We start from the raw sequence: 8,255 nt of genomic DNA, 5'->3' as shown, positions 1-8,255 counted from the left end.
TAAGTCGAGAACTTGCACTTTTATAAGCATTGATGAATTTTGTCATTTCTGTATTAGGGTGTGCCTTGAACAAAATAGGTTGTGGTGCAAAAAATCGAAACGATTTGAAAGTATTCTTTCAAACTATACTGATACTACTACTTAAAAAAGGTGTGTGACCAGTATGGAACAAGAAAATATATTCAAATGGAAGCATTACCAGTCCGATATTATTTTGCTAACAGTACGTTGGTACCTACGGTACAACTTAAGTCTTCGTGATTTAGTAGAAATGATGGAAGAACGAGGATTCTCCTTAGCCCATACAACCATTATGCGCTGGGTTCATCAATATGGACCAGAATTAAATGAGTGGATTCGAACACATTTGAAATTAACCAATAATTCTTGGAGAGTGGATGAAACATACATCAAAATCAAAGGAGAAAAGATGTACTTATATCGCGCAATCGATTCCGAAGGAAATACGATTGATTTTTATTTAAGTCGTAAACGAGATGCGAAGGCTGCCAAATGTTTTCTAAAGAAAGCCTTGGCTTCTTGTCACGCCACAAAGCCTCACTCGATAACTGCTGATGGAGATAAGGCCCTATCCTGTTGCGATACGTGAACGAAAGGCAGAAAAATGTATACCGCATGGTATACCACTTCGTGTGAAAAAATATTTAAACAATATTATTGAGCAAGATCATCGATTTATCAAAAAATGGATTCGGAATATGCTTGGATTGAAATCCTTGCGAACGGCTACAAAAATGATCGCTGGAATAGAAGCTATGCATATGATCAAAAAAGGACAAACTCTCCAAGGGAAGAAGTCTGTCCAAAAGCAAATATATCTTATCAATGAAATATTTGCTTTAACAGCATAAAGAATGATTCCGATAGGAATCCCTATTGCTCTTTGGAATATATCCCTTATTTGCACCAGAACCCTCAATTCTGCTCATTTTTTGATCAATTTCTTGTAATAACTGTGTAGAGTGTCCAGACCATGATTTGTCCACTACCATCCACTTCCCGTCTTCATCGACTATACCTATCACAAATCCTTATGATTGATTTCAAATTTTCGGATATTGCTACATCATCTTGATTACGAAAAAGGGAGAAAATGAAACCTGTCGTTTCTCCTTTTAACTGGAAGTTTGAATCATATCATCACGTCTCTTTTCGAAAAAAGATGCCACTATGGCAATTCAAACGATACACTACTTGTATTGTATGTATGCCTACTATCAAATTTGGCAGAAAGTCTTCTCGAAAAAGTGCATCAAAAAATTGGTCGAAAAAATGGGCCATCACATATACAATTTTCAAAATATAAATTTCATTAAAAAATACTGCCTAATACGGTTCAGGTTTAAAAATCATTTTGTACACATATTTTTAAAAATATTTTAACGTATTCCCCGAAAGAATTCTCCTTCCTCAAGCGTGTGAAGGGCGTAGCCCAACGATAGGTGGGAGATGAATTTCGGTTTGGCATAGCCAAAAACTTTTGATAAACTAGCTATATGAAGTTCTTTGATAACTTGATATAGAAGGTTGCAGGAAGAAAATAGAGTGCGAAAACCAAGCCATTCGGTTCCTGCGTAAAATATCAACCGTACCAAAAGAGCATTCATGCGTTGGACATCTAGGGGTGGAACACCCCGAAGTAACGCTCAGGGAGACGAAAGGTTACTTTCGTCGTGGAACTGAGAAGCTCCCACTTCAAGCTTTGCTAAGTGGCGAGTAGTTCACAGATATTCCTAATCTACTCTTCACAGGAATTGATGGTAATTTCTTATTTTTGGGAAATGGATGGTAACCCTTGTATATCTTCCTTTTTGTGATTGAATAGAAATATCATGCCCTAATTTCAAAGCCATTTGTTTCGCAAGATACAGGCCCATTCCAGTAGATCTTATATGGATTCTTCCGGTAGAACCTGTAAATCCTCTCTCAAATACGCGGTGTATATCTTCTTGCTTAATTCCAATTCCAGTATCTTGAATGAGCAATCGTTTTTCTCTACTGTCTTCTTCAAAGCAGAAAGAAATTTCACCCTCTTCATTTACATACTTTAAAGCATTTGCTGTAATTTGATCGAGGATGAATGCAAGCCATTTACTATCGCTTTGGACAAACTGCTGTTCTTCTTTCATATGAAAGTGAATCCGTTTCGTAATAAAAAGTTTGGCATATTTTTTTACACTATGTTTAATGATTTGATTTAATTGTACGTCTGTAATGAAATAGTCTTTAGAAAATGAATCGATTCGTGAATAGTAAAGAGCCTGTTCTACATAGTTATCAATTTTGTTTAGTTCATCCTCAAACTTATCTACAAGAAAGTCTACTGTTTTTCCTGTACTGTTCTCAAGAAGTAGCCTACTCGCCGCAATCGGGAGTTTTACTTCATGAATCCATGACATAATAAAATCTTGATGATCCACTTTCTCTTCAATTAGCTGTTGAAGCTGTTTAGAATGATTGTCATTCAATCTTTTTATCATCTTGACATATAAAGCTTGCTCATAATTTTGTGGTTTAAGCATTTCTACAGGGAAATCTTTCTGCTGATTTTCTATTAGATTATTTATTTCCACATAAAAAGACCTCCGGTAATAATATCCGATAGTAATATACAGACTTACAAATAGGAGGCCAATAACATGAGTATAGAGTAAGTTTTGAAGAATAAGATTCCGCATATCGTTTACAACCATAATTAATGAAACAAACAGCATCAACATGAAGTACAGTATGAAAAAGAATCGTTTATCTTTTAAATATTTAAAAAAACTCATAAAATGATATACCCATACCCTTTCTTAGTAGTAATGAAACCGTCTTTACCGAGGTCAGTAAATTTTTTGCGTATCCGTGCAATGTTAACCGTTAAGGTGTTTTCGTCTACGAATCTTTCATCAGCCCAAAGACTGCGCATTATCTTTGTTCGGCTTACAACAGCCCCTTTATTTTGCATAAGAAGTTTTAAAATAATAAATTCATTTTTTGTTAGCGTAATCGCTTCATTCCCATAAGACAGATTGTAGGATTTAAGGTTGAGCACAATTCCATCATGCTCGATTACATTTAACTCTATATCTTCTATATACGTATAAGTTCTACGAAGAAGTGCATTAATTTTTGCCATTAAAACATCTGAGTGGAACGGTTTGTTAATGAAATCATCTCCTCCCATATTCATCGCCATCACCATATCCATCGGTGTATTACGAGATGAAAGAAAGATAATCGGTGCTTTTGAAGTTTCCCTAATTTTATTACACCAGTAAAATCCATCAAATGACGGCAGATTTATATCCATTAACACAAGATGAGGACTCTCTTTTAAAAATACTGATAATACTTGGTCAAAATCTTCTACTTTTATTGTAGCAAATCCCCATTTTTCTATTGTCTCTCCCACTATATCTCTTATCGTTTTTTCGTCCTCTACAATCATAATTTTCATGGTTATTCCTCCAAAATCTTATATTAAAGATTATTTTTGCTATATGTTATGTGCCCATACTGCTGCACGAAATTACGATGGCATAATCGTCTATATCACATTATAGTGGAAAAAATAAAGAAAGAAAGAAAGAAAGGACATTTATTGCAAGGTTACAAAATTGTAAGGTTAACCTAAACAACTGTAAGGTTATCGAAGGATTACATCATATAGAATAAAACCTGTAAGACAAGAATAACTTCTTTAATGGAGGAATTATATATATGAAAACAATAGTAGACGCAAAACAAATCAAAAAAATGTATGGAGCAAAAGGAAATACATTTACTGCATTACATGATATTGATTTAACTGTTTGCAAAGGTGAGTTTGTTGGAATTATGGGACCTTCAGGTGCGGGAAAGTCCACACTTTTAAATATTTTGGCGACAATAGATCAGCCGACGTCCGGTGAGATTTTGATTGATGGGACAAGCGTACTAAACATGAAAGAAGAACAATTATCCGCATTCAGGCGGGATAAACTAGGTTTCATTTTTCAAGATTACAATTTATTAGATACGTTAACAGTGAAAGATAATATTTTGCTGCCACTTGCACTCGCAAAAATGAATGTACAAGAAATAGAAAACAGAGTTAACGAAATTTCAGAGCGTTTTGGTATTCGTTCCATTTTAGACAAATACCCGTATCAAATTTCAGGTGGGCAGAAACAGCGCACAGCTGCATCACGCGCAATGGTATCTAAACCAAGCTTAATATTAGCAGACGAGCCGACTGGAGCACTCGATTCAAAATCGGCAGCAGACTTATTGGAGAGCTTGCAAAATTTAAACCAAGAAGATCAAGCTACCATCCTCATGGTAACACATGATGCATTTGCAGCTAGCTATTGTAAACGTGTGCTCTTTATTAAAGATGGCACGCTGTTCACTGAACTCGTAAAGGGCCATTCTACCCGCAAAGAATTTTTCAAGAAGATATTAGATGTATTGTCCATTCTTGGAGGTGGTACAAGTGACGTTGTTTAGTTTAGCGAAAAAAAATATTAAAAGGAATTTAAATAATTACCTTCTCTACTTTTTCTCAATGGTGGTGAGCGTTGTAATTTGTTACACTTTCAACTCACTACTGTATACACCAGAGATTAAAAACGCCGTTAATAATATGGAAGGTACGATGTCACAAACCTCTTTCGTTTTAATAGGATTTGTAGCAGTTTTCATTGGGTATTCTAATGCATTCTTCACGAAGAAACGTAAAAAAGAAGTAGGCCTGTACTCTCTACTCGGCGTGAGAAAAAAAAACATCGCAAGAATGCTGTTTTTTGAAAATGTAATTATTGGAGCTATGACTTTAATTTGCGGGCTCGTATTAGGCATTATATTATCTAGATTGTTTATCTTGTTGCTTCTTAAACTCGTAGGGGCTCCGGTCGATGTAAGTTTTAGTATTCCAATGGAAGCAATTATGATTACGACTATTACCTTTACGGTCATTACAATTTTCACATCTCTTCAATCGTATCTTTTAATTTATCGCTTTAAATTAATTGAATTATTCCAAGCAGATAAAAAAGGGGAGAAAGTACCGAAAGCATCTATCGTTTCTGCCGTAGTTTCGATTCTTTTACTCGTAAGTAGTTATTGGTTTATGTTTAACGGGGCAGCAATACTCTCTATGCCTCTTGTTGCGATTGGAACGTATTTATTATTTCGTTCTTTGACTGTGTATTTGCTAAAACGTGCACAAAAAAATAAACCGAACTACTATAAAGGAATTAACATCATTGGAACATCGCATTTGTTGTACCGTGTAAAAGGAAATGCTCTTATGCTTACAGTTATCGCATTGCTAATTACAGCAGCGCTGCCATATCTCCAGGCAAGTTTCTCTGAATACTCGATTACTGAAAAAGATGCTCATGAAACAGCTCCTTTTAGCTATATTCATCTTTCAAAAGGCGAAGCGTATGACAATCAAATGAAAAGTGTGATTTCGAAAGACAAAGATCATGCTATTACAGCGCAATTAGATATCCCGATTATTCAGGTGAAAGGGAATACTTCAGCACCATTCCAAGATAAAGATGACCTTTCCATTAACTTAATCTCAGAAAATGGCTTTCATAAAATGAACAAAGTTCTAAAATTAGGGGATATACCAAGCCTATCTGGTGAGCAGGCTATCGCATTTAAACAATACATTAATCAACCAGCTCCTGATTTTATTAATCATCCAGTCAACATTCAATTATCGGGAGGAAATTATACTTTTAAGCTCAACAATTTACAAAAAAAATCGATACAACTAACATCCGGTCCTGAGCTTTTATACCTTGTCATTGATAACGCGATGTTTGACAGTGTTGCAAAACAAGTCAATCCAATCACATATAAAGCTTATAAAGTAGAGGATGAAAAAACAACAAAAGAAACATCTGAGATATTAATAAAATTAGCTGGAGAAGATACTCAGGTACGTACGTTCTACGAAGAATATAAAAAAATCAAGGCACTTACAGGAATGAAAATATTTGTAGTTAGCTCTTTAGCCTTAGTTTTACTAGTCGCAACAGGAAGTGTTATTTACTTCAAACAGCTAACAGAAGCACATTCAGATAAAAATCGTTATGAAATTTTACGGAAAATCGGTGTAAATAGAAAAGAAGTGCGAACTACGATAGCAAAACAAACATTATTTGTATTTCTCCTTCCGTTAATTATTGGCATACTAAATGCAGGCATGTTAACAATGTCAGTAGCCTTACAATATAGCATGGACATACAGCAAGATATCATTTCATTTATGTGCGCTATGACAACGTATGGTGTGATCTATCTTGTTTACTACGTGTTAACCCTAAATTCCTATAATAGAATTGTGAATAAATAAAAATGAACCATCTCTCGAATATCGAGAGGTGGTTTAATATATCTAATAGCCAAGTTTGAAAAACACATTTCAAACATTTGGGAATTTTTGCACCAGAACCTAATCGTAAAAGAATTCATTCAACGAATGGTTATTTATCTTCGATAGAAAAGGAACATATGTACGGGTTGGAGGATACATAATTAAATTTATCTGTGTCTATTTTATTTTAATATCAAAAGCACGTCACCCTTTCTCATTCACATAAGAGAATAGTAACGTGCTTTTAACTTCAAGAATAGTCTAAATCCTTAAGTTGATGGATGTGGGGTTCAGCCTTATAATACCTCTCTTACAATTCCTCGATTTTTTCCTAATTAACTTATACATTTGAACCTGCTCCTGGTGTTACAGCTAGATATAAATCAGAATCGCTATATGAAAACGCTGTTTGATCTAACACATATCCACTATTTAATCCCTTCTGTAATCCTGCTCCTGGAATCACCGTATAATGAGATTTTAATTGGTACACAGCAGCTGCATAGGTTGATTGTCCATAACTGTCTATAGGTTTAAAGGTTTGTGTTTGTGTATTCGTTGTTTGGTTTGTCACTGTAATTGTATGATTATATGTAGCACTTAATTGTGTACTAAATTCCTGTGTTGCTTCGGCTGGTACTACTCCGCCACCTTCTTTAAGCGATATTTTATATCCTAATGTTAATGAACCGCCAATCGCATCTGATGTTGATAAACCGGATGTTACCGCTTGACTAAAAGTATATTGTGTTGCCTTTGGTTGTACAGCACCACCAATTTTTTCAAATGCCGTTTCACGTTTTACCGTAGCATCAAATAACATTATAGGTCCCTGTGGATCTCCATTAACTGTCACAAATTTCGATAATTCTAAAGTGCCTCGATTATATTTTCCAATTTCAATGTTGTTATTCTCAAGTTTTTTTATATAAACATTATCTCCCATTGGAGTTTTAGAAAAATATAAAATATCTCCAATATTTCCATCTTCAGATGAAATAGAACCTTTTTGAGGGATAGGATCATTAGGATTGGAAGACAATTGTGGAAATGCTGCTGCACCTTGTTCAGCCTTATTTGTTACTAATCCACCTGTATAAACTGGTATTTTCACACCATTTTTAATAAGATACCCTTGAATGGTACGACCTTGTTGAACCGCACTTTGTTGTGTGGTTTGTTTCACTGTGGATTCTTTTTCTGCTGCAAATGTCATTGCAGGAGAACATAAAATGGATGTACTTAATGCAGCAATAGGTGCCAACGTTGCTAATTTTTTATAAACTCTCATAGAAATCCTCCTTAAATTCATTTATATTTCACTTTGTAAACTATTTATTTTATTTACTATACAACATAGATTCTCAAAAGTAGATAAGGAAAAAGTCCTTTATTAAATGACAAATTAGAAGTCCTACTCAATTGAAAGATTGGGTAAAGAAGCATAAGCAAGGTGAGCCTTTGGCTGATCAACGAGGGGGAGAATCAAGAGAACTCAATCCCTTTCATCGTTTATCTAAAACAACATTTAAAAGTATCGAAGAAGAAAGAGATTATTTAATAGCTCAGGTTGAATACTTAAAAAAGCAGTATCCAAATCTACATGGGAAGGATGGGTTCCAAAAGTAAAACGTTTTGAAATTATTCATAAATTACACAAGAATTATCCTATTATTTGGCTCGTAACGATTGCTGGTGTTTCTCAATCTGGTTACTATAAATGGAGAAACACGGAGGAGGTTCGAAGAAAAAGGTACCAATATGAAAAACTCTTGAAGAAACATTTAACGAATTTCCCGAAAGAATTCTCCTACCTCAAGCGTGTGAAGGGCGCTAGCCCAACGGTAGGTGGGAGATGAATTTCGGTTTGGCA

The 8,255-nt window shown here is 34.8% G+C and carries 6 protein-coding genes and 2 pseudogenes; 4 read left to right on the top strand and 4 right to left on the bottom strand.

The features are described from left to right. Positions 1–76 (bottom strand): annotated as a pseudogene (locus ACQRBL_RS31585) (IS200/IS605 family transposase); the annotation flags it as partial. A gap of 87 nt (positions 77–163) precedes the next feature. Here ACQRBL_RS31585 and ACQRBL_RS31580 point away from each other — a divergent pair. After that, positions 164–872, top strand: a pseudogene (locus tag ACQRBL_RS31580) (IS6 family transposase). An 894-nt stretch (positions 873–1,766) separates the two neighbouring features. On the opposite strand, the gene ACQRBL_RS31575 reads toward ACQRBL_RS31580, so the two are convergent. Both ACQRBL_RS31575 and ACQRBL_RS31570 read right to left on the bottom strand, forming a co-directional pair. Then, positions 1,767–2,795 (bottom strand): sensor histidine kinase, encoded by a 1,029-nt coding sequence (locus tag ACQRBL_RS31575; RefSeq protein ID WP_411996737.1) that lies wholly within the window; start codon positions 2,793–2,795, stop codon positions 1,767–1,769. Beyond that, positions 2,792–3,466 (bottom strand): response regulator transcription factor, encoded by a 675-nt coding sequence (locus ACQRBL_RS31570; RefSeq protein ID WP_411996736.1) that lies wholly within the window; start codon positions 3,464–3,466, stop codon positions 2,792–2,794. The genes ACQRBL_RS31575 and ACQRBL_RS31570 overlap by 4 nt, the downstream gene beginning before the upstream one ends. Before the next feature lie 263 nt (positions 3,467–3,729). Between ACQRBL_RS31570 and ACQRBL_RS31565 the strand changes: the two genes are divergently transcribed. Both ACQRBL_RS31565 and ACQRBL_RS31560 read left to right on the top strand, forming a co-directional pair. Further along, positions 3,730–4,497, top strand: a complete 768-nt coding sequence (locus ACQRBL_RS31565) for an ABC transporter ATP-binding protein (protein ID WP_411996735.1) — start codon at positions 3,730–3,732, stop codon at positions 4,495–4,497. Then, on the top strand, positions 4,484–6,361 hold the full coding sequence (locus tag ACQRBL_RS31560) for an FtsX-like permease family protein (protein ID WP_411996734.1): 1,878 nt from the start codon (positions 4,484–4,486) through the stop codon (positions 6,359–6,361). Before ACQRBL_RS31565 ends, ACQRBL_RS31560 begins: the two co-directional genes overlap by 14 nt. Positions 6,362–6,722: 361 nt before the next feature. Here the strand turns inward: ACQRBL_RS31560 and ACQRBL_RS31555 are convergent, their stop codons facing one another. Further along, positions 6,723–7,673: a hypothetical protein gene (locus ACQRBL_RS31555; RefSeq protein WP_411996733.1), complete on the bottom strand. Its 951-nt coding sequence runs from the start codon at positions 7,671–7,673 to the stop codon at positions 6,723–6,725. Positions 7,674–7,804: 131 nt separating this feature from the next. Here ACQRBL_RS31555 and ACQRBL_RS31550 point away from each other — a divergent pair, with 131 nt between their 5' ends. Next, positions 7,805–8,011 (top strand): hypothetical protein, encoded by a 207-nt coding sequence (locus ACQRBL_RS31550; RefSeq protein ID WP_260870134.1) that lies wholly within the window; start codon positions 7,805–7,807, stop codon positions 8,009–8,011. Positions 8,012–8,255 lie beyond the last annotated feature (244 nt).

This window comes from Bacillus sp. AF62, assembly GCF_050312695.1.
In the GTDB taxonomy this organism is placed as follows: Bacteria; Bacillota; Bacilli; order Bacillales; family Bacillaceae_G; genus Bacillus_A; species Bacillus_A cereus.
Note: the sequence above shows the minus strand (reverse complement) of the source record. Positions and strands in the feature narration are given on the sequence as shown.